Origin of the sequence: Vescimonas sanitatis, from assembly GCF_049060325.1 — a bacterium.
Taxonomy (GTDB): Bacteria; Bacillota; Clostridia; order Oscillospirales; family Oscillospiraceae; genus Vescimonas; species Vescimonas sanitatis.
Genome location: NZ_JBMGPW010000004.1, coordinates 140,267 through 161,009, shown reverse-complemented (window position 1 = coordinate 161,009; position 20,743 = coordinate 140,267). Strand labels below are relative to the sequence as shown.

At 62.7% G+C, this 20,743-nt stretch carries 19 protein-coding genes; 9 read left to right on the top strand and 10 right to left on the bottom strand.

What is annotated here, in order from left to right; genetic code table 11:
- Positions 1-12: 12 nt before the first annotated feature.
- The 4 genes from ACOMDU_RS06665 to ACOMDU_RS06650 all read right to left on the bottom strand — a co-directional run bounded on the left by ACOMDU_RS06665 (position 13) and on the right by ACOMDU_RS06650 (position 4,844).
- Complete coding sequence (locus ACOMDU_RS06665) at positions 13-480, bottom strand: hypothetical protein (protein ID WP_421129642.1); 468 nt, start codon at positions 478-480, stop codon at positions 13-15.
- Positions 481-484: 4 nt separating this feature from the next.
- Entirely contained in the window at positions 485-1,744 is a 1,260-nt protein-coding gene (locus tag ACOMDU_RS06660; RefSeq protein ID WP_421129641.1) for a competence/damage-inducible protein A, read from the bottom strand.
- Positions 1,745-1,756: 12 nt separating this feature from the next.
- Complete coding sequence (gene thiI / locus ACOMDU_RS06655; RefSeq protein WP_421129640.1) at positions 1,757-2,935, bottom strand: tRNA uracil 4-sulfurtransferase ThiI; 1,179 nt, start codon at positions 2,933-2,935, stop codon at positions 1,757-1,759.
- Positions 2,936-3,329: 394 nt separating this feature from the next.
- Positions 3,330-4,844: a YifB family Mg chelatase-like AAA ATPase gene (locus ACOMDU_RS06650; protein WP_022135288.1), complete on the bottom strand. Its 1,515-nt coding sequence runs from the start codon at positions 4,842-4,844 to the stop codon at positions 3,330-3,332.
- Positions 4,845-5,146: 302 nt separating this feature from the next.
- Here ACOMDU_RS06650 and nifJ point away from each other — a divergent pair, with 302 nt between their 5' ends.
- The 5 genes from nifJ (at position 5,147) to ACOMDU_RS06625 (ending at position 11,716) form a co-directional block, all read left to right on the top strand.
- Entirely contained in the window at positions 5,147-8,770 is a 3,624-nt protein-coding gene (gene nifJ, locus ACOMDU_RS06645; RefSeq protein WP_421129639.1) for a pyruvate:ferredoxin (flavodoxin) oxidoreductase, read from the top strand.
- Positions 8,771-8,948: 178 nt separating this feature from the next.
- Entirely contained in the window at positions 8,949-9,785 is an 837-nt protein-coding gene (locus tag ACOMDU_RS06640) for a class B sortase (RefSeq protein WP_421129638.1), read from the top strand.
- Positions 9,782-10,210, top strand: a complete 429-nt coding sequence (locus ACOMDU_RS06635; protein WP_421129637.1) for a PaaI family thioesterase — start codon at positions 9,782-9,784, stop codon at positions 10,208-10,210. Before ACOMDU_RS06640 ends, ACOMDU_RS06635 begins: the two co-directional genes overlap by 4 nt.
- 122 nt (positions 10,211-10,332) lie before the next feature.
- Entirely contained in the window at positions 10,333-10,830 is a 498-nt protein-coding gene (gene lspA / locus ACOMDU_RS06630) for a signal peptidase II (RefSeq protein WP_421129636.1), read from the top strand.
- On the top strand, positions 10,802-11,716 hold the full coding sequence (locus ACOMDU_RS06625; RefSeq protein WP_421129634.1) for an RluA family pseudouridine synthase: 915 nt from the start codon (positions 10,802-10,804) through the stop codon (positions 11,714-11,716). Before lspA ends, ACOMDU_RS06625 begins: the two co-directional genes overlap by 29 nt.
- A 1,826-nt stretch (positions 11,717-13,542) precedes the next feature.
- Here ACOMDU_RS06625 and ACOMDU_RS06620 read toward each other — a convergent pair.
- Positions 13,543-14,013, bottom strand: a complete 471-nt coding sequence (locus ACOMDU_RS06620; RefSeq protein WP_022135508.1) for a hypothetical protein — start codon at positions 14,011-14,013, stop codon at positions 13,543-13,545.
- 291 nt (positions 14,014-14,304) lie between these two features.
- On the opposite strand from ACOMDU_RS06620, the gene ACOMDU_RS06615 reads away from it, so the two are divergent.
- From ACOMDU_RS06615 to ACOMDU_RS06600, 4 genes are read left to right on the top strand one after another with little or no spacing between them, the layout of a single operon-like run.
- Positions 14,305-15,183 carry a radical SAM/SPASM domain-containing protein gene (locus tag ACOMDU_RS06615; protein ID WP_421129633.1) on the top strand — a complete coding sequence of 293 codons (879 nt, stop codon included), beginning with the start codon at positions 14,305-14,307 and terminating at the stop codon, positions 15,181-15,183.
- Positions 15,184-15,210: 27 nt separating this feature from the next.
- Complete coding sequence (gene mutY / locus ACOMDU_RS06610) at positions 15,211-16,287, top strand: A/G-specific adenine glycosylase (protein ID WP_421129631.1); 1,077 nt, start codon at positions 15,211-15,213, stop codon at positions 16,285-16,287.
- Between the two features lie 29 nt (positions 16,288-16,316).
- On the top strand, positions 16,317-16,904 hold the full coding sequence (locus ACOMDU_RS06605) for a thymidine kinase (RefSeq protein ID WP_022135505.1): 588 nt from the start codon (positions 16,317-16,319) through the stop codon (positions 16,902-16,904).
- Positions 16,901-17,773, top strand: coding sequence for a radical SAM protein (locus tag ACOMDU_RS06600; protein WP_421129630.1), 873 nt, complete (start codon positions 16,901-16,903; stop codon positions 17,771-17,773). Before ACOMDU_RS06605 ends, ACOMDU_RS06600 begins: the two co-directional genes overlap by 4 nt.
- 41 nt (positions 17,774-17,814) lie before the next feature.
- On the opposite strand, the gene jag is transcribed toward ACOMDU_RS06600, so the two are convergent.
- The 5 genes from jag to rpmH all read right to left on the bottom strand — a co-directional run bounded on the left by jag (position 17,815) and on the right by rpmH (position 20,634).
- Positions 17,815-18,681, bottom strand: a complete 867-nt coding sequence (jag, locus tag ACOMDU_RS06595; protein WP_421129629.1) for an RNA-binding cell elongation regulator Jag/EloR — start codon at positions 18,679-18,681, stop codon at positions 17,815-17,817.
- Between the two features lie 12 nt (positions 18,682-18,693).
- Positions 18,694-19,791 (bottom strand): membrane protein insertase YidC, encoded by a 1,098-nt coding sequence (locus tag ACOMDU_RS06590; RefSeq protein ID WP_421129628.1) that lies wholly within the window; start codon positions 19,789-19,791, stop codon positions 18,694-18,696.
- A 38-nt stretch (positions 19,792-19,829) separates the two neighbouring features.
- Positions 19,830-20,048 (bottom strand): membrane protein insertion efficiency factor YidD, encoded by a 219-nt coding sequence (yidD, locus tag ACOMDU_RS06585; RefSeq protein WP_022135501.1) that lies wholly within the window; start codon positions 20,046-20,048, stop codon positions 19,830-19,832.
- Positions 20,045-20,389, bottom strand: coding sequence for a ribonuclease P protein component (rnpA, locus tag ACOMDU_RS06580; RefSeq protein WP_022135500.1), 345 nt, complete (start codon positions 20,387-20,389; stop codon positions 20,045-20,047). Before rnpA ends, yidD begins: the two co-directional genes overlap by 4 nt.
- A 110-nt stretch (positions 20,390-20,499) precedes the next feature.
- The gene (rpmH, locus tag ACOMDU_RS06575) at positions 20,500-20,634 is read right to left on the bottom strand and encodes a 50S ribosomal protein L34 (RefSeq protein WP_021859246.1); all 135 of its coding nucleotides are present in this window, start codon (positions 20,632-20,634) and stop codon (positions 20,500-20,502) included.
- Positions 20,635-20,743: the final 109 nt, after the last annotated feature.

Genomic DNA, 20,743 nt, shown 5'->3' with positions numbered 1-20,743 from the left:
GGCGCGGGGCGCTCAGTCCAAAAAGCCCAGCAGGCCCAGAATTCCGAAGGTGGTGTACATCAGGCACATGACCACCAGCAGAATGGTGATGATGCTGTACATGGCGCTGGTTTTCTTCGTGTGCTTGTACTTGCGGATATAGAACAGCGTGCCGCAGGTGATGCCCAGCGTCAGGGAGGACAGGTGGGTCATTACCGCGCTGTCCTTGAAGGCTGTCAGGCGCAGGATCAGGATCACCAGCACCACGGCAAACTCCGCGATCAGCGTCACATTCAGCCAGGTGGGCAGCTTCACCTTCTCCTGCTGGTTCACCTTCTCGGCCACCTTCTGGGCCATGTACGCGCCGGTGGTGTACCCGCCGTAGTTGCTGTTCTTCTTCTTGGAATGGATATTCTTATTGGGGTTGCCCTTGGCCTTGCGGATGGCCTCCTCCTGGTTGGCGTACTGGTTCACGTTGGCCTTGTAGCTGTTCTTTGCCATGGTTTTATTCTCCTTCTATCGGTAGATTGGTAAGATAACGCCGCAGCATATCAAAAGCGTGGTGGGCAGACAGCGTCCGGATGCGCTCCCGGTCGCCGCCCAATGTCAGATGCCGCACGGTCACGCCCTCCGGCGCGGAAAGCCCCACGAACACGGTGCCCACCGGGTTTCCCCGGTCGTCCCCGTCGGGACCGGCCAGTCCGGTGACGGACACCGCCAGGTCCGCGCCTGTCAGCACCCGGACGCCCAGGGCCATGGCCCGGGCCACCTCTGCCGACACCGCGCCGCAGCGCGCCAGCAAATTCTCCGGCACGTGCAGCACCTGCTGCTTCACATGGTTCGTATAGCTGACTACGCCGCCCAGAAAGACCTGCGACGCGCCGGGGATATCCGTCAGCCGCTTGGCGATCAGTCCGCCGGTACAGCTCTCCGCCGCCGCCAGCGTCAGTCCCCGTTCCCGGCACAGCGTCAGCACCGTCTCCTCCAGTCCGGACACGTCCGCGCCGTAGAGATACGCGCCCAGCCGGGCCCTTACCTCCGCCAGCACCGGCGCCATCCGCGCCTCGCAGGCACGCTCGTCCGCCCCGCGGGCGGACAGCTGCAGCATCACCTCGCCCGGCTTGGCATAGGGTGCCAGCGTCATGTCCGCCTCCCGCCGCAGCAGGTCGTCCAGCAGCTCCTGCACCTGCGGCTCCGTCAGGCCGAAGATATGCAGCGTGTGTGACCGCACCGTCTGTCCCCGGACCTGCTCCAGCCAGGGCAGCAGGCAGTGCTCGGCCATATAGCGGCACTCACGGGGCACGCCGGGCAGCAGCGCCGCCATGGTCTCCCCGGCGGTGAACACGCACCCCGGGGCCGTGCCCACCGGATTGCGGAACACGGTGCACCCCTCCGGCAGATAGGCCTGCTGCATATCGCATTCCGGCATCTCCCGGCGGAATACCCGGTCGAAATACCGCCGCATATCCTCCACCACCTCCGGGTGGAACACCAGCGGCGTGTCCAGCGCGGCGCACACCGCCGTTTTCGTCATATCGTCGTAGGTGGGACCCAGCCCGCCGGTGAATACCAGCAGCTCTGCCCGTCCCCTTGCGATGGTCACGGCCTTTTCCAGCCGCGCCGCGTCGTCGTCCACAGTGGTGTGGTACAGCACCTCCACACCGGCGGCAGTCAGCAGCCGGGAGAGGAACGCGGCATTCGTATTGGTCACGCCGCCGGTCAGCAGCTCGCTGCCCACGGCGATGATCTCCGCGGTACGGGGCATAGACGCGCCTCCTTATAGCGTAGGTTTGATCCGGATCATCTCGCGTCCGGCCATGGCCCGCTGGCACAGGCCCTCCACATCCAGCGCGCTTTCGTACTCCCGCGTCTCCTCCACGCTGGGCTTCGTCTTGGGGTGCCGGGGCGTGAACACGGTGCAGCAGTCCTCATAGGGCAGGATGGACGTGTCGAAGGTGCCGATATGGCGGGCGATCTTCACGATCTCCTCCTTGTCCATGCCGATCAGGGGCCGCAGCACCGGCATGGTGGTCACGTCCTCGCTGACGGCCAGCGCCTGCATGGTCTGGCTGGCCACCTGACCCAGATTTTCTCCGGTGACCAGGGCGCGGCACCGCAGCTCCAGCGCCAGCATATTGGCCAGGCGCATCATAAACCGCCGCATGATCAGGGTAAAGTGATCCTCCGGGCATTTGCGGCGTATCTCCTCCTGAATTTCGGTAAAGGGGATGATGAACACCGCCAGCCGGCCGCACCAGGGGGTCAGCTCCTCCGCCAGCTTCAGCACCTTCTCCCGGGCCAGCTCGCCGGTATAGGGCGGAGAGGCGAAGTGGATCATCTCCAGCTGGACGCCCCGCTTGGCGATCATATAGCTGGCCACGGGGCTGTCGATACCGCCGGACAGCAGGCTCACCGCGTGGCCGCCCATGCCCAGGGGCAGACCGCCGGCGGCGGCCTCGGCGGGGCCGTGGACGTAGGCCGCGTCCTCCCGTACCTCGATGTACACCGTCAGCTCCGGGTGGTGTACGTCCACCGTCAGGTGGGGGAAGGCGTCGTGGAGCGCGCCGCCCACCCACTGGCTCAGCTGGATGGAGCCCATGGGGAAGGACTTGTCCGCCCGCTTGCTCTCCACCTTGAAGCTCTTAGCCGCGGTCAGCGCACCGCCCAGATAGGTCTTTGCCGTGTCGAAAATAGCCTCCTTGCTCTTCTCGCAAGGCAGCGCCCGGGTGATGGCGATGATGCCGAACACCTGCTTGCAGGCAGCGTAAGCCCCGGCGATGTCGCATTTCTCCTCCGCCGGCTCCACATAGATAGTGGACTGGCGGGAATATATCTTCCACTTGCCGAACCGCTGGGTGCGGCGGCGGATGTTGCTCATCAGCTTCATCTCAAAGCTGCGGCGGTTCAGTCCCTTCAGGACCACCTCGCCCAGCTTGCACAGAATGATCTCGTGCATATGGTTCTCTCCTTGTTGTTGGTGTACAGATGTGGGGACGGCGGGCGGGCAGCTTCATCCGCCCCTACAACGGGGCGTCGTACCCCAAGGGCATTTGTTCCGCTGCGCTCCACTGCGGGACGCCGTCCCCTACGGACGTTTATCGGCGGCGTACTGGGTCTGACGATGGCTGGGCGGAAAATATCCCGCCACGGCGGTGAGATTTTTTGTCCCGCCGATGGCAAGCTGACGACGGCGTATCAGGTATACGCCGAGGAGACTTGACGATGGCAGGGCGGAAATGTATCCCGCCACGGCGGCGAGATTTTTCGTCCTGCCGATGGCAAGCTGACGACGGCGTATCGGGTATACGTCGAGGAGGCTTGACGATGGCAGGGCGGAAAAGATGCCGCCGTCATTTCAGTGTACTGCTGCTGCGGTACTGTATGGCCTCGGCAAGATGTGCCGCCTCGATGCGCTCGCTGCCCTCCAGGTCGGCGATGGTGCGGGCCATACGCAGTATGCGGTCGTGGCTGCGGGCCGTCAGGCCCAGGCGCTCAAAGGCACCCTGCATCAGCTTTTCGCCGGCGGCGTCCAGCGCACAGTACTGGCCGATCATGGCGGGGGTCATGTAAGCGTTACAGGACACCTCCGTCCCCGCAAAGCGCTTTTTCTGCACCTCGCGGGCGGCGTTGACCCGTTCCCGGATGGCCGATGACGGCTCCGGCTGCTCCTTGCGGCGCATGGCCTCATATTCCACCGACGGCACATCGATGTGCATATCGATCCGATCCAGCAGCGGGCCGGAGATGCGCTGCATATACTGTTCCACCTGCTGGGGTGAACAGGTGCAGCGTCCGGAGGGGTGGCCGTACCAGCCGCAGCGGCAGGGGTTCATGGCGCACACCAGCATGAAGCGGCTGGGCAGCGTCAGGGAGCCGGAGGCCCGGGTGATGGTCACAAAGCCGTCCTCCAGCGGCTGGCGCAGCGTCTCCAGTGCCGCCTTGCTGAACTCCGGCAGCTCGTCCAGAAACAGCACGCCGTTGTGGGCCAGGGATATCTCTCCCGGCCGGGGTATCCCCCCGCCGCCGGAGAGCGACACGGTGGACGCCGTGTGGTGGGGGCTGCGGAAGGGCCGCGTATCCACCAGCGGGTGCCGCGGGTCGGTCATGCCCGCCACGGAATAGATCTCCGTGGTCTGCAGGGCCTCCGCCCGGGTCATGTCCGGCAGGATGGACGGCAGCCGCCGGGCCAGCATGGACTTGCCCGCGCCGGGCGAGCCCACCAGCAGCACATTGTGGCCGCCGGCGGCGGCGATCTCCAGCGCCCGCTTCACATTCTCCTGTCCCATCACGTCGGCGAAGTCCGGCAGGGGCCGGTCCTGATGTCCCGGCGTCCACCGGGGCGCCGGCGTCATGACCTGCTCGCCCTTCAGGTGGGCGATGAGCTGTCCCACGTCCGTCACACCGTACACGGTCAGCCCGTCGGCCAGGGTGGCCTCGGCGGCGTTGGCCTCGGGCACATACAGCGTATCGATGCCCAGCCGCGCCGCCGTCAGCGCCATGGGCAGCACGCCCGTCACTGGCCGCAGCGCGCCGGAGAGGCTCAGCTCGCCCAAAAACGCCGCGCCCTGGGGCAGGGGAGATATCTCCTCCGCCGCGGCCAGAATGCCCAGCAGGATGGGCAGGTCGTACACCGTGCCCTCCTTCCGCACCCGCGCCGGAGCCAGATTGACCGTGATGCGGCTGACAGGGAACTTGGCCCCGCAGTTTTTCACCGCCGCCCGGACACGCTCCCGCGACTCCTTCACCGCCGCGTCCGGCAGGCCCACCACGTCGAACCCCGGCAGTCCGCCGGACAGAAAGCACTCCACCGACACCTCATATCCGGTGATGCCCGTCAGGCCCAGCGACCGTACCGTCACCATCATGGACAGCGCCCCCTTTACACTAATTTTATAGCACCGTACATTTTACCACAAAATTCCCGCCGTGAACAGCCACTTTTTCCAAAAAAGTCCCCTGCCTTTTGCGCGGAGTGCATGAACCTGTCCCGCCGCCGTGAGAATTTTTGTGCATGGCGCTAAAAAAGTTTTATCGTGGCACAAATCACGAAAATGTGGGTTTACATCCAGGATTTTTTGTGCTACTATGACGGTGCCTAACATTCCGTACAAAGGGGTCTTTGCGCCCTTCTGGCGGTACGGAAGTATATAATGTAAGGAGGCTCATTATGGTAAGAAAAATGAAGTCCATGGATGGCAATAACGCCGCGGCGCACGTTTCCTACGCGTTCTCCGAGGTCGCAGCCATCTACCCCATCACCCCGTCCAGCCCCATGGCGGACTTCGTGGACCAGTGGAGCGCCAACGGTCTGAAAAACATCTTCGGCACCAAGGTCAAGGTCGTCGAGATGCAGTCCGAGGCCGGTGCCGCCGGTGCTGTCCACGGCTCTCTGGGCGCCGGTGCCCTGACCACCACGTACACCGCGTCCCAGGGCCTGCTGCTGATGATCCCCAATATGTACAAGATCGCGGCTGAGCAGCTGCCCTGCGTGTTCCACGTGTCCGCCCGTACCGTGTCCACTCAGGCGCTAAACATCTTCGGCGACCACTCCGACGTTATGGCCTGCCGCCAGACCGGCTTCGCCATGCTGTGCGAGGGCAACGTCCAGGAGGTCATGGATCTGTCCCCCGTGGCCCATCTGGCCGCGCTGGAGGGCAAGGTCCCCTTCATCAACTTCTTCGACGGCTTCCGCACCTCCCACGAGATCCAGAAGATCGCTGTCTGGGACTACGAGGATCTGAAGGATATGTGCGACATGGACGCCGTGGCCGAGTTCCGCCGCCACGCCCTGAACCCCGAGCATCCCCATATGCGCGGCAGCCACGAGAACGGCGACATCTTCTTCCAGCACCGCGAGGCCTGCAACAGCTACTACACCGCCCTGCCCGCCGTGGTCGAGAAGTACATGGACAAGATCAACGCCAAGCTGGGCACCGACTACAAGCTGTTCAACTACTACGGCGCCGCCGACGCTGACCGCGTCATCGTGGCCATGGGCTCCATCTGCGACGTGGCCGAGGAGGTCATCGACTACCTGAACGCCCACGGCGAGAAGGTCGGCCTCATCAAGGTCCGCCTGTTCCGCCCCTTCGCCGCCGAAAAGCTGGTGGAGGCCATTCCCGCCACCTGCAAGAAGATCGCCGTGCTGGACCGCACCAAGGAGCCCGGCTCCCAGGGCGAGCCTCTGTATCAGGACGTCGTCACCGCCCTGGCCAACGCCGGCCGGAACGACATCACCGTCATCGGCGGCCGTTACGGTCTGGGCAGCAAGGACACGCCTCCCGCCTCTGTCTTCGCCGTCTATACCGAGCTGGCCAAGGCCGAGATGAAGCGTCAGTTCACCATCGGCATCGTGGACGATGTGACCAACCTGTCCCTGCCCGAGGATAAGAACTGTCCCAACACCGCGGCCCCCGGCACCATCGAGTGCAAGTTCTGGGGTCTGGGCGGCGACGGCACCGTCGGCGCCAACAAGAACTCCATCAAGATCATCGGCGACCACACCGACAAGTACGTCCAGGCATACTTCCAGTATGACTCCAAGAAGACCGGCGGCGTGACCATCAGCCACCTGCGCTTCGGCGACAAGCCCATCCGCAGCCCGTACTACATCAACAAGGCTGACTTTGTGGCCTGCCACAACCCCAGCTACGTGACCAAGGGCTTCAAGATGGTGCAGGATGTCAAGCCCGGCGGTGTCTACATGATCAACTGCCAGTGGGACTTCGACGAGCTGAACCACCACATGGACGCCGCCTCCAAGCGCTATATCGCCCAGAACAACATCCAGCTCTACACCATCGATGCCATTGACCTGGCCATCGAGATCGGCATGGGCAAGCGCAACAACACCATCCTCCAGTCCGCGTTCTTCTCTCTGGCCAAGGTCATGCCCGAGGAGGAGGCCATCACCTACATGAAGGAGAAGGCCAAGGCCTCCTACCTGAAGAAGGGCCAGGACATCGTGGACATGAACTACAAGGCCATCGACCTGGGTGCCACCGCCTATAAGAAGATCGACGTGCCCGCCGACTGGGCCAACGCCGTGGATACCAAGCCCGCCAAGCAGCTCAAGGGCAAGCCCGAGCTGGTGAAGATGGTCAAGGATATCCTGGAGCCCGTGGGCAAGATGGACGGCGACAGCCTGCCCGTCTCCGCCTTCGTGGATCATGTGGACGGCCAGTTCGAGCTGGGCGCCGCCGCCTATGAGAAGCGCGGCGTGGCCGTCTCCGTCCCCACCTGGGACGCCGAGAAGTGCATCCAGTGCAACCAGTGCGCCTACGTCTGCCCCCACGCCACCATCCGTCCCTTCGCCCTCACCGCTGACGAGGCCGCCAAGGCCCCCGAGGCTGCCAAGATCGTGGATGTCAAGGCCGGCAAGGGCAAGGGCACCTATCAGTTCACCATGGCCATCAGCCCGCTGGACTGCATGGGCTGCGGCGTCTGCATCGGCGCCTGCCCGGTGAACGCCCTGTCCATGGTCGCCCAGGAGGGCGAGCTGCCCCAGCAGGACGTGTTCGACTACTGCGTGGCCGAGGTGTCCGAGAAGAAGGATATGCAGGACAACACCGTCAAGGGCAGCCAGTTCAAGCAGCCCATGCTGGAGTTCTCCGGCTCCTGCGCCGGCTGCGCCGAGACCAGCTATGCCCGTCTCGTCACCCAGCTGTTCGGCGACCATATGTATATCTCCAACGCCACCGGCTGCTCCTCCATCTGGGGCGGTCCCGCGGCTACGTCTCCCTACTGCACCAACAAGGCCGGTCACGGTCCCGCCTGGTGCAACTCCCTGTTCGAGGATAACGCCGAGCACGGTCTGGGTATGTTCACCGGCCAGAACAAGATCCGCGAGGATCTGGCCGACGAGACCCGCCAGCTGATCGCTGTGGAGTGGGCGCGTCCCGAGCTGAAGGCCGCTGCCCAGGCATGGCTGGACACCATGAACGACGGCACCGCCAACGCCGAGCCCGCCAAGGCCTACGTCAAGGCGCTGGAGGAGAGCATCTGCACCGTGGAGGAGCTGGCCGCCATGCCTCAGCTCGCCGCGCACGCCGCCGAGCTGAAGGCCAAGGGCGCCCTGCTGTGCGACTGCGCCGCCTGCACGCTGGCCGCTGATATCCTCAGCAAGAAGGAATACCTGGCCAAGAAGTCCATGTGGATCTTCGGCGGCGACGGCTGGGCCTACGATATCGGCTACGGCGGTCTGGACCACGTCATCGCCTCCAAGCAGGATGTCAACATCTTCGTATTCGACACCGAGGTATACTCCAACACCGGCGGACAGGCCTCCAAGGCCTCCAACATCGGCCAGGTGGCCCAGTTCGCCGCCGCCGGTAAGGAGGTCAAGAAGAAGAGCCTCTCCGAGATCGCCATGCAGTACGGCTATGTGTACGTGGCCCAGGTGGCCATGGGTGCCAACCCCGCCCAGACCATCAAGGCCATCACCGAGGCCGAGGCCTATCACGGCCCGTCCCTGATCATCGGCTACAGCCCCTGCGAGATGCACTCCATCAAGGGCGGCATGATGAACTGCCAGAAGGAAATGAAGAAGGCCGTGGACTGCGGCTACTGGAACCTGTTCCGCTACAATCCCGACGGCGGCGACAAGAAGTTCACCCTGGACTCCAAGGCCCCTGCCGGCGGCTATCAGGAGTTCCTGATGAACGAGGCCCGCTACTCCCGCCTGACCCGCGAATTCCCCGAGCGTGCGGACGTGCTGTTCAAGCGCAACGAGGACGAGGCCAAGGCCCGCTACGAGCATCTGCTCAAGCTCATCGATATGTACGACAAATAAGCCGTATCTCCTCACAGCACAAAAAGAGACAGCCTTGCGGCTGTCTCTTTTTTGCGTTTCCCCTTCCGCTGTCAAAACTTGTCAAGCGCCCATATTTTTCCTTGACGATACACCATTCATGCAAGTATAATATTTCCATTGTGTATTCCCAAACCGACAGAAGGGGAGAGCTCCATATATGAAAAACCGCATCCTCGCCGCGCTGCTGGCGCTGGTCCTCGGCGTGCCGCTGTACCTGCTGGCCGCCGACGCCGTCCCCACCGCCGCGGCCAAAACCGTTTCCTCCGCCGCACCGGCCCAGGCCGTGGCCCTGCTGAAGGCCCTTCCCTCCGTGGAGGACCTGGCCGCCGCTATGACCCCGGAGACGGACGCCGCCGCCATGATCACCCAGACCAGGGCCGACCTCCAGCGGGAGATCGAGCGCCAGACCGGCCCCAAGGGCATCGACCTGAGCTGGTGGCAGAGCCACTACAACGACATCATCGGCTACATTTACAGCCCCGGCACCCCCATCAGCTACCCCATCGCCTACGACGGCAACAACGAGTATTACCTCCACCACGATCTGTACGGCAATTACAGCGAATACGGCACCATCTTCCTGGACGCCCGCGTGTCCAGCGACTTCTCCGGCCACAACAACGTGCTCTATGGCCACCATATGTCCGACGGCTCCATGTTCGCCTCCATCTCCAACTATAAGCAGCAGTGGTACTACGACGCCCACCCCTACTTTTTCCTCTACACCAACGCCGGCAAGTACCGGGTAGACCTGTTCGCCGGCATCGTTGTCCCCGGCACCCACGAGGTGTTCAGCACCTCTCTCTCCGCCGACCAGCTCCAGCGCTTCATCAATAATTCCACCTTCTACTCCGGCAAGGGCGTCCCCTCCGGCCAGATCGTGACCCTCTGCACCTGCTCCTACGAGGCGGCCAACTACCGCTATGTGGTCCTGGGCGAACTGGTCAAGCTGGAGGATACCCCTGCTGACACCGCCATGGAGGCCGCCGCATGACCCACGAAGAACAACAAGCCCTTTTTGACACCATCCTCCGCCGGGCCAACCTCCCCGGCAGCTTCAATGTGGAAAACGGCATCCGCCTGACATCCCTGTCCGACGGCGGTGCCGAGGGCGAGGTCCGCCTGACCGCCGGCCACCTGAACCCCCTGGGCATCGTCCACGGCGGCGTGTACTGCACCCTGCTGGACCAGGTAGCCGGCGCCGCCGCCTGCACCCGGGGCAGCCGCGGCCTTACGGTGAACTGCGAGACCCGCTTCCTGGGCATCGCCCAGGGCGACGTCCTCTGCGGCCACGCTCAGGCCATCCACATGGGCCGCACCCTGGTGGTCATGCACGCCTGGGTCACCGACAGTCAGGATACCCTCTGTGCCGACGGCACCTACACCTTCCGCATGAAGTCCGGCTTCCCGGAGGACTGACCTCCCGGCGCCCCTTTCCCGCCCCTTGCAGCGCCCCCCCTCGGGGCGTTTTTCTTTTCCGGTTGCAATCCCCGCCCAAATAGTCTATCATAACAGCAGTACATTCTCCCGGAGGAAACACTATGTGGTATGTCATCCTGCTGGCCGTCTGCATCGGCGGCGACCAGCTTCTCAAGTGGTGGGTCACCTCCCACCTGGACGTGGGCCAGTCGGCCCCGCTGCTGCCGGGCATCGTCCGGCTCACCCGCCTGCACAACACCGGCGCTGCCTGGAGCAGCTTCTCCGGCAAGACCGGCCTTCTGGCCGCCGTCACCATCGTCCTGATGGCCGCCGTGGTCTATCTGGTGGTAAAAAAGATCGTCCGCCACCCCCTGGGCCTTACGTCCGCCATGCTGGTGCTTGGCGGCGGCGCAGGCAACATGATCGACCGTCTCTGCCGCGGCTACGTGGTGGATATGTTCGACCTGGAATTCATGTCCTACCCCATTTTCAACCTGGCGGATATCTTCGTGGTCATCGGCGTCCTGCTGGGCGCGGTGTACTACCTGTGGTTCTACGACAAATACGACAAGCCGAAAAAGGAGCCTGACCATGACGCGGGAGCTGACAGCCGCAACTGAACACGCCGGCGTCCGCCTGGACGCCTTCCTCTCCGCCGACGGCGCGCTGACCCGTTCCCAGGCCGCCCGCCTGATCGCCGAGGGCCGCGTCCGTGTCAACGGCAAGCCCGCCGCCAAAAGCGCCCGCCTCACCGGCGGTGAGACGGTCACCGTGGACGTCCCCCAACTCCGCGAGACAGCCCTGCCCCCCCAGGACATCCCCCTGGACGTGGTCTACGAGGACGACGACGTCATCGTGGTCAACAAGCCCACGGGCCTGGTGGTCCATCCGGCCCCCGGCCACCCGGACGGCACCCTGGTCAACGCCCTGCTCCACCACTGCGGCGACAGTCTCTCCGGCATCGGCGGCGAAAAGCGCCCCGGCATCGTCCACCGCATCGACCGCGATACCAGCGGCCTCATCATCGCCGCCAAAAACGACGCCGCCCACCTGGCCCTCAGCGCGCAGCTGAAGGACCACTCCCTCTCCCGCACCTATGAGTGCCTGGTGACCGGCAATATGAAGCAGGACAGCGGCACCGTGGACGCCCCCATCGGCCGCAGCAGCGCCGACCGGAAAAAGATGGCCGTGGTCCCCACCGGCCGCCGTGCCGTCACCCACTGGGAGGTCGTCGCCCGTTACCCCGGCGTCACCCACCTGCGCTGCCGTCTGGAGACCGGCCGCACCCACCAGATCCGCGTCCACATGGCCTACATTGGCCACCCCATCCTGGGCGACACGGTCTACGGCGCCAAAAAGCCGGTCCCCGGCCTCACCGGCCAGTGCCTCCACGCCACCGGCCTGCGCTTCGTCCACCCCCGCACCGGCGAACCGGTGGAGCTCCACTGCCCCCTGCCGCCCGAGTTCACCGCCATGCTCCAAAAGCTGCAAAACAAGTCCCAGTAAGCTGTGCAGCCGAAAAGAAGGTAAAAAGACCGGCCCCGCCGGTCCTTTTTTCGTCCCCCGCCCGCAGGCGTCAGCCTTCCCCTTGAGGGGTTCGCGGCGTTGAATGACACGCCTCCGTTAGCCTTCCCCTTGAGGGGTCCGCGGTGTTGAATGACACGCCTCCGTTAGCCTTCCCCCTTGATGGGTCCGCGGTGTTGAATGATACGCCTCCGTTAGCCTTCCTCTTGAGGGGTTCGCGGTGGGAGTGGCGCACTCTCAAGCCTTCCCCTTGAGGGGTTCGCGGCGTTGAATGACACGCCTCCGTTAGCCTTCCCCTTGAGGGGTTCGCGGTGGGAGTGGCGCACTCTCAAGCCTTCCCCTTGAGGGGAAGGTGCCCCCGAAGGGGGCGGATGAGGTGTCGCCGCGCAGCGGCGTAAAACGCCCTCGTCCCGCCCGCAGCCAGCGCAGGGGCTATTACGTGTCTCCGACGGGTCACTTTTGTCAACAGCGACAAAAGTGACCAAAAGCACCGCTTAGACCTACGGTCTAAGAACCCCTCGCGCGCTATACTCAGTTGCGATTTCCCGCGTATTCTCGCGGGCATAGCCTTTTGTCGTCGTTGTCGGACAAAAGGACTGTGCCTGCGTTCACCGGCGCGGAGGCTGGCGCGGCCGCTTGCCCCAGCCACGGTAGACGTTTTCGCTCCTACCGCCGCCCCCTCCAAGCCTTCCCCCTTGATGGGTCGCGGTGTTGAATGACACGCCTCCGTTAGCCTTCCCCCTTGATGGGTCGCGGTGTTGAATGACACGCCTCCGTCAGCCTTCCCCTTGAGGGGTTCGCGGTGTTGAATGACACGCCGGTGGCGTGTCAGATCCGCGGACCGACCGACCCGCAGGGAGACAGGTGCCCCCATATCCCGGCGGCGTCAGCCGCCACCTACCCATTGCGGTGCAAAACACCGCAATGGGCGCGATTTGATAATCGCCACTCGACCAGCGCACCAGCCCCTACCCTCACTGCTGTCAGCGGCAGCGGCGCAGGGATAATTTCGCGCCCCGGCGCGAGCTACTTTTGTCTGCGGTGACAAAAGTAGCCAAAAGCACCGCTTAGACCTACGGTCTAAGAACCCCTCGCGCGCTATGCCTGTTCGCTGCCGCCCACGCTTTCCCTCACGTAACCGGCGTTTTCCTGATCGTTGTCGTTCCCCCGACTGTGCCAGCACAGCTTTCCGCTGCCGCTGCCTGCTACTACGGCAAAAATTATTCGTTCTGCCGTGTCGCAGGCTAAGAAATCATTATATCCGTTCCCAACGGGCACACCTACCTTTGCCGCCTTGCGGCGGCAAAGGCGCGATTTGATAATCGCCACCCGGTAGAAGCAAACACCCCTACCGTGGCTGGGGCAAGCGGCCGCGCCAGCCTCCGCGCCGGTGAACGCAGGCACAGTCCTTTTGACCGACAGTGATGACCGCTGCACCCCGCCCGCGAGTACACACCGCCAAATTCGCACTTGCCCGCCCCGCGCCAAGGGGTCCTTAGACCGTAGGTCTAAGCGACTTTCTTTCCCACATTTCTTTCTTCGCAGAAAGAAATGTGGCCGCCGGAGGCCGCCTCCCCGTCAGGGGGAAACCGACTCGCCGCCGGGGCGGCGAAACCCTCCCCGCGCCAAGGGACCCTTAGACCGTAGGTCTAAGCGACTTTCTTTCCCACATTTCTTTCTTCGCAGAAAGAAATGTGGCCGCCGGAGGCCGCCTCCCCGCCAGGGGGAAACCGACTCGCCGCCGGGGCAGCGCCCCCCGCGCAGGCGCAAAAAAAGAGACGGCCTTCGCCGTCTCTTTTTGTATCTCATCAGTTGTCCGTGCGGTTCCGCCACTCCAACTCCTGCTCCAGCTCGAATTTCAGCTTCTTGTTCTCCTCCACCAGCGTGTCGTAGTGGGTGCCCTGCACGTAGTACTTCACGAACGCAAACGTGGCCTCGTTGAACTCCTCCTCCGTGTACTCCGGCAGCAGGGAGCCGTTCTTCCGGCGCAGACCGGTGACCTCGATCACCACCAGCCGGCGGTGCTCCTCGGACAGCTGAAACAGCTTCAGCTGCTCGGGAATTTCCAGCTCCAGGTCACAGCGCTCGTTTACGATCTCCAGCAGACGGCGCTGCTCCGGCTTGGCGGACACGATGACGCCGTGCTCGGCAAACAGCCGCTTCAGATAGCTGGCGGAGACCTCCTCCCGGGTAATCGTGCCCTTGCCGATGCCGGTGAGCATGGTGTTGGACAGGTTCAGGCTCACATAGACCTCACTGCCGGTCTTCGGGTATTTCATGGACGTACCTCCTGATGTTCCGTTTTATTCGCCTCGCGGGCGTGGCTTCGTTCTGCGTATACCGTACCACATTCTATAAGAAATTGCAACTATTATATGATAAAAACATGGTGTTTTTCTAAAAAATACATGGTTTTCATCATCCCAAACGTACCAAACATTTTATACGCGCCTCCTGCCGTCCCGGCAAACTTTCCCTATTCAAACGCCTCGCGATGTGATACAATGTTGCCATAGCACAGTGCGGGCGGGCACGCCTGCCCGACACGATAAGGACAAGGGGGCTCTGCCATGAACATCCAGCGCGCCTATGTGGAGATCACCAACCTCTGCAACCTCCACTGCGACTTCTGCGCCGGCCACCACCGGCCGCTGATGGCCATGCGTACCGACGACTTTGCGGTGGCGGCCAAAAAGCTGCGTGCCGTCACGCAGTATATCTACCTCCACGTTATGGGCGAACCGCTGCTCCACCCGGAGCTGGGGAAAATTTTGGATACCTGCGCCCAGCTGGACTTCCGTGTCTGCATCACCACCAACGGCACGCTCCTGCCCAAAAAGTTGGATATCCTGCTTGCCTGCCCCGCCCTGCATAAGGTAGCTGTCTCTCTCCATTCCTTCGAGGGCAACCACCTGAACGTGCCCCTGGAGGACTACGTCACCGGCTGTCTCCGCAGCTGCCAGAAGCTGGCCGCCGCTGGGGTCAACTGCACCCTGCGCCTGTGGAACAGCGGCATGCCCCAGGCCCTGAACCCGGAGATCGAGCGCATTCTGGGCGAGCTCACCGGGCAGAATACCGCCCACCTCCCCGAGGATATGCTCCACAACCGCCGCCTGGCCCCCCGCATCTACATACAGAAGGACGAGCACTTCTACTGGCCCGGCGACGAGAACAACGACTGCCCCGACGACACCCAGTACTGCTACGGCCTGCGCCGCCAGCTGGGCGTGCTGTGCGACGGCACCGTGATCCCCTGCTGTCTGGACAGCGAGGGCCGGCTGGCCCTGGGCAACATTTTCCACCAGAGCCTGGACTACATTCTCAACACGCCCCGGGCCCAGCGCATCCGCCGCGGCTTTGACTGCCGTAAGCCCGCCGAGGCCCTCTGCCGCCGCTGCCACTACGCCTCCCGCTTTAATATACCTTTACCACAGAGCAACAAAAAGTAACGATCAGACAACAGCATTTGAAAATAAATGGCAAACAAGAGTAACAAAAACAGCAACCAAAGCTCCCATAAAATACCAGTCCCGCTGGCCTCTCTGCCGGCAGTCCTGCTGCCCTGGTACGACCGGGAAAAGCGTTCTCTCCCTTGGCGAGATATCGTTACGCCTTATCGCACCTGGGTGTCGGAGATCATGCTCCAGCAGACGCGGGTACAGGCGGTGCTTCCCTATTTTGATCGGTTTATGGCCGCCGCGCCGGACGTGCCCGCCCTGGCGGAATTAGCGGAGGACCGCTTGCTCTCCCTGTGGCAGGGCCTGGGCTATTACAGCCGCGCCCGCAGCCTGCAGCGATCCGCCCGTGTCATGGTGGACCAATACGGCGGCTGTCTCCCTGACACGTACAGCGATTTGATACAGCTCCCCGGCATCGGCGACTATACGGCGGGCGCGATACTCTCCATCGCCTTTAATAAAGCCGTTCCTGCCGTTGACGGCAACGTACTGCGTATCGCGGCGCGGCTGACCGCCTGCGGCGATAACGTCCTTGACCCGCGGACACGCCAGCATGTCCGCGATGCGCTGGCGGCCGTCATGCCCACCGACCGCCCCGGCGATTTTAACCAGGCCATGATGGACCTGGGTGCCGCAGTCTGCTTGCCAAAAAATCCCAACTGCGAAAGCTGTCCCGCCGCAAGCCTTTGTGCCGCAAAGGCTGCGGGGCTTCAGTCCCGGCTGCCGGTGCGGGAAAAAAATACCGCCAAGCCGGAAAAGGACCTGACGGTCTTTCTGCTGACCACCCCCGATGGCCGCACCGCCCTGCGCCGCCGCCCGGAAACGGGCCTGCTCTCCGGCCTGTGGGAGTTTCCCAACACCGAGGGGATGCTGACGGAAGCCCTTGCGGCACAACAGCTTCGGGACTGGGGACTCACGCCGCTTTCCTGGGAGAAGCGCTTTTCGGACAGGCATATCTTTACCCATCTCCGCTGGAATATGACGGTATTTCGCTTAACCGTCGCTGGCGACGGCCCTCCGGATTGGGTCTGGGCATCTGATGACCGGGATCTCTACCCCATGCCCACCGCCTTCAAAAAGTTGGAAAATAAATAAAATCGTATGCAAATAAAGGAGAAACAGGGATGGCACAGTTGTATTTTAAGTTTGGCGCCATGGGCTCCAGCAAGACGGCCAACGCGCTGATGGCGCGGTTCAACTACGAGGAGCGCGGCCAGGAGACGCTGCTGGTAAAGCCCCGTCTGGACACCCGTGACGGCGACCATATGGTCTATTCCCGCATCGGCCTGAAACACCCCTGCATCTACTTTGACGAGATGCGCGAAATGTCGGAAACCGAACTGCAGACCTATGCCTGCATTATCATCGACGAAGCCCAGTTTCTGACAAAAGATGAGGTCTATTACCTCGTCCACCTCGTCGATGACTGCAGCATCCCCGTCATCTGCTACGGTCTCCGCGCCGACTTCAAGGGCGACTTGTTCCCGGGCAGCTACCACCTGCTGGTGCTGGCGGACAAGCTGGAGGAGGTCAAAACCATCTGCTGGTGCGGCAAAAAAGCGGCCTTTAACGCCCGTTTCGACGAAAATGGCCATGTGGTAAAGGAGGGCGCACAGGTGGTGCTGGGTGCCAACGACAAGTATATCGGTCTGTGTCGCCGCCACTGGATGGCTGGCGACCTGGGCCCGGATTTTGACATCCACAAGGTATGATCTGCACCTTATGTCCCCGTAACTGCGGGGCAGAGCGCACTGCGGAGCACGGCAGCGGATTCTGCGGTATGCCCGCCGGACTGCGGGTGGCACGGGCCATGCTGCACCAGTGGGAGGAGCCGCCCATCTCTGGCACAAATGGCGCGGGAACGATGTTTTTCTCCGGCTGTACCCTGCGGTGCTGCTACTGTCAGAATGGCAGTATTTCCGCCGGTGGTCAGGGAAAGGATATCTCCACGGCGCGGCTGCGGGAGATTTTCGACGAGCTGATCTCCCGGGGCGCACACAACATCGAACTGGTGACGCCCACACACTTTCTGCCGTGGATACTGCCGGCCCTGGAGCCAAAGCTTCCGGTACCGGTGGTGTACAACTGCGGTGGGTATGAAAAGGTCGATACGCTGCGGCAGCTGGAAGGAAAGGTAGACATATATCTACCGGACCTGAAATATGCCGACGGCGCGCTGGCTAAGGCACTCTCCGGGGCGGAGGACTACTTTCCCGCGGCCTGCGAAGCCATACGGGAGATGTTCCGTCAGGTGGGACGGCCGGTGTACGACGAGAACGGGCTGATAAAAAAGGGTGTGATCCTGCGGCATCTGGTACTGCCGGGGTATCTGAACAACACCCGGCAAGTGCTGGACTGGATCGCGGAGACCTTCGCGCCCGGCGACGTGGTGGTATCGCTGATGAGCCAGTATACGCCGCCGGCTGGCATGACGGGCCGACTGGCGCGGCGGGTGACGGCGGCGGAGTACCGGGCGGCAGTGACCTATATGCGGAACTGCGGCATTGAGGACGGCTTCGTGCAGGAACGGACCTCCGCCGAGGATGCATACACGCCGGCTTTTGACGGAACAGGCGTATAACAGCAAAAAAAGAAAGCCCTTCGGGCTTTCTTTTTTTGCTGTTATCGGGCCTGGGCGCGGTCATAGGAGACCACCACGCGGCGGTTTGGCTCAGTGCCCACGGAGTAAGTGGTGACACCGGGGACATCCTGCAGGGCGGCGTGGATCACATGGCGCTCGTAGGCATTCATGGGCTCCAGGGTCACACTGCGGCGATACTTCTGTACCTTGGACGCCACCTTGCGGGCCAGGCTCTCCAGACTCTGCTCACGGCGGGCACGGTAGTTCTCGGCATCCATCTGGACGCGAACACGCTTGCTGTCGCTGCCGGTGTTGATGGCATAATTGGTCAGCTGCTGGATGGCATCCAGCGTCTCGCCGCGATGGCCGATCAGCTGACCCAGACGCTCGCCCACCAGAATGACCTTGTAGCGGCCCTTCTCCACCTCGTAGACCTTGACCTCGGCGGCACTGTCCATATGCTGGAGCAGACCGGAGACGAAGGCGATGATACGCTTGGCGTTATCGTCATCACACTCGGGCAGGTCGATGGCCGGGGCCACAGGGGCGGGACGCTCCTTCTTTTCGGGGCGGGGACGGTCGCTGCGGTCGGGACAGCTCTGACGGTCCTGACGGGGCTTGTCAGCCTTTGGCGCTGCCGGTTTAGCGGGGACGGCGGGCTTGGGCTCCGCTTTGGGGGCGGCAGGGGTCTCGGGGATGATCTTCACCTCGGCGGGGGCGGCAACGTCTGCCTCCTCGGGACCATAGGTGATACGGATACGGGCGGGGGTGGCGCCGATGCCCAGGAAGCCGGTCTTGGCACGCTCCAGAATGGAGACAGACACGTCATCGCGGTCCATGCCCAGCTGCTCAAGGCCTTTACGCAGCGCCTCGTCCTCAGTCTTGCCCGTTACGTCGATATAACTCATAGACAAAACTCCTTATTCGTCGTAGTGTTCCTCGCGGTAGGCGCGGCCCCGTGCGTAGGGACGATTGCCCACCTTACCGGCTTCCGTGGTGCTCTCGCCGGTCTTTTTCTTTTTGGGTTGGGGCTGGGGCTTCTTGCCTCCCTTGGACTGGGCCTGCTGCTCCAGCTGACGGTTGTAATTCTCGCGGGCAGCCTGCATTTTAGCGTAGCGGGCCTCGCGCTTCTGGCGCTCCTTGTCGGTCTCCTCGCGGTCCAGCACCTTAGAGAAGTGCTTGTTCAGCACCTGCTCCTGAATGCAGGAGAAGGCGGCGTTGGCGATCCAGTAGACGCACAGGGCGGCGGGGAGGATGTAGCCCATCCACACCGTCATCAGGGGCATCATGTAGAGCATCGCCTTGGAGGAGCCGTTCATGTTGCTGTTGCCGTTGGTCTTCATGGAGATGCGGGTCATCAGGAACTGCAGCGCGGCGGAGATCAGCGGCATGAGCATGATGCCGATGACGGGCCAGCCGCCGGAGGGGAACTGGCTGAACAGATCCTTGGGCACGGCGGACAGGTCCATGCTGAGGAAGGTGTAGTTCAGGTCGATAAGACCATCGAATTTACCCTCGAAGCTGGACCAGTTATCGTGGATGAACTTGGCCAGATAGATCTGGTCATAAGCAGAGGCCTGACCACTGGCGCCGGACACATACCCCAGGGACACCGCCAGCTCGGTGATCTTGGCGATGACCTCGTTGGACAGGGACATGAAGTAGCGCAGAGGTGTGCGGATGATGTAGTACAGGGCGATCAGGATGGGGAAGGGCAGGAAGGACCACAGGCACCCGGACATGGGGTTGACACCCTCGCGGGCATAGAGGTCCGCGATCTCCTGCTGCTGCCTCTCCTTGTTGTTGGCGTATTTTTTCTGGATCTCCTGCACCTTGCTGTTCATGCGGCCCATGCGGAGCATACTCTTCTTGCTCTTGAGCTGGAAGGGAAGCAGCACCAGCTTGACGATCAGGGTGAAGAGGATCAGAGCGACGCCGTAAGAGCCCGTCCAGGTATAGAACAGGCGGGTGAGCCACGCGAACGGCACACAGATGTAGTAGCCGAGTTGTGCGAACATAGGCTTTTATTCCTCCGTAGTTTTTTGAGGGGGTGGCTTCAGGGCACCGGATCATACCAGCCGCCCTTGTGATGGTGGAAGGGATGGCACCGCATAAGACGCTTGAAGGCCAGCCAGCCGCCCTTGGCCGCACCGTATTTCTCGACCGCCTCAAGGGCGTACTGCGAGCAGGTGGGGATATAGCGGCAGCGGGGCGGGAACAGGGGCGAGACGGCCCGGCGATAAAAGCGGATAGCGGAGAGAAGAAGTCTTTTCATACATCCTCCCGCAGCAATCCCAGCTCTGCAAGGCAGCGGAGGTATTGCTTTTCCAGCTTATGATAGGGCAGCTCGGCGGCACGGACACGGCCCACCATGATAATATCCCAGCCGGGGAGCATATCGGCCCTGTGCAGGCGATAGAGCTCACGAAACCGGCGGCGGACACGGTTGCGGACCACGGCGTGGCCCAGCTTGGTGGAGACGGTGACGCCCAGGCGGCTCATGCCCTGTCTGTTCTTCAGGCAGTAGACCACCACGCCGCCGGAGACGGCAGACCGGCCCCTGCGGTAAATGCGGCGGAAGTCGCTGTTTTGCTTCACCGTTACTCTTGCGTCCATAGTTCCCTCGCTATACTGGTTTTGCCTCGCCAGATACACCGATAGGGACGGGGATCTCGATCCTCCGTCCCTCAGGGCTTATCTGTATGTGCGATGCACCTTCCGTGACCTCAATGGGTCAGACGGGCACGACCCTTGGCACGACGACGGGCCAGAACCTTGCGGCCGTTGCGGGTGGCCATTCTCTTGCGGAAGCCGTGCTCCTTGGAGCGCTGACGCTTCTTGGGCTGATAGGTACGGAACATTGCATGACACCTCCATTTTTAAGATTATCCGGCGGGACAACAAGGCCCCGCGCTTACTCGACAGCGGTGAGATATTCACCGCCGCAGTAAACATTTCCACGCCTGTTGC